General features: G+C 61.0%; 1 protein-coding gene. It reads left to right on the top strand.

Annotation, left to right across the window (positions count from 1 at the left end; all coding sequences use genetic code 11):
* Positions 1–380, top strand: a 380-nt coding sequence (locus FS320_RS44055; protein ID WP_152711663.1) for a transposase, incomplete at its 5' end; no start/stop codon positions are given.
* Positions 381–1,024: the final 644 nt, after the last annotated feature.

Consider the following 1,024-nt stretch of genomic DNA (forward strand, 5'->3'; position numbering starts at 1 on the left):
ACCTCCATGACCGCGCCGGAGCCGAACTCCTGCTGGAGGGTCTGCAGAATCTGTTTCCGGCCATTGAGTTGATGTGGGCCGACACGGCTTATCGTGGGCTGAAGGACTGGCTCCAGAAGGCCCTGAGCTGGAGATTATCCATCCCGCAGCATTGGTGGAGCGGCGGAACCTGGATGCGGGCTGACGCGGAGCCGCCGACGCGACCGAGTGGCTTCCAGGTGCTCGCACGCAGGTGGGTTGTCGAGCGGACCATCGGTTGGCTCACCACCAACCGGCGGCTCGCCAAGGACTACGAACGCTTGGTCGAGACCGGCGAGATGTTGCTCTATCTCGCCATGAGCCGCATCCTGCTGCGTCGCCTCACGCGAAAGGAAAGATAATTGCTCACCAGCCTCTCAGTGGTAGTCACGTCGTTACAGTGACGAGCGGCAGGAACGCTCATCCGCCGGTTCTGCCGGCGCCATGAGCCCTGGCGTACAACTCCTTTACGTTGACCATTATTCTAATCCGATGGCTCCCGCACTTCGAGCATCGCAGCCTCAGGGCCATGTCGGGCACCGGAAGGTCAGGAGACCAGTTCTTCAGCGGCGCCTCAGCACCATGGCCGCAGTTGTGGGCTTCGCATTAGGCCATGACGGTCCTGTACCCTTCGGCAAGGCTCCGCGCGACCGTGACAGGCGGGATCTCATTCCCGTTCTCATCGTAGGCGCGGCGGGGATTACGAGGGGTGCTCACCTGCACCTCTTGGGCGGCATGGGCAGGTACTTGAAGGTCAAGCCCTCTACCGCATTGCGAATTGCCTCTCGGCTCACACCATACTCCCGGGCGAGCTTACTGTAATCCCGCTCACCGGACGCTTGACGTAGTCGCGCCTCTAGAGCGCGTTGACATTCAGGCTTTCGACGGACTCGCAAATCTGATTCAAGCTCCTTTTGGGCGCGGAGGCTTGGGTGAGCGGAGTTCGTCTGATGTTGAAAGATCACCAGTGGGATCGGATGGAGCCGCATTTGCCGGGCAAACGCAT

The organism is Microvirga tunisiensis (assembly GCF_009296175.1).
Taxonomy (GTDB): domain Bacteria; phylum Pseudomonadota; class Alphaproteobacteria; order Rhizobiales; family Beijerinckiaceae; genus Microvirga; species Microvirga tunisiensis.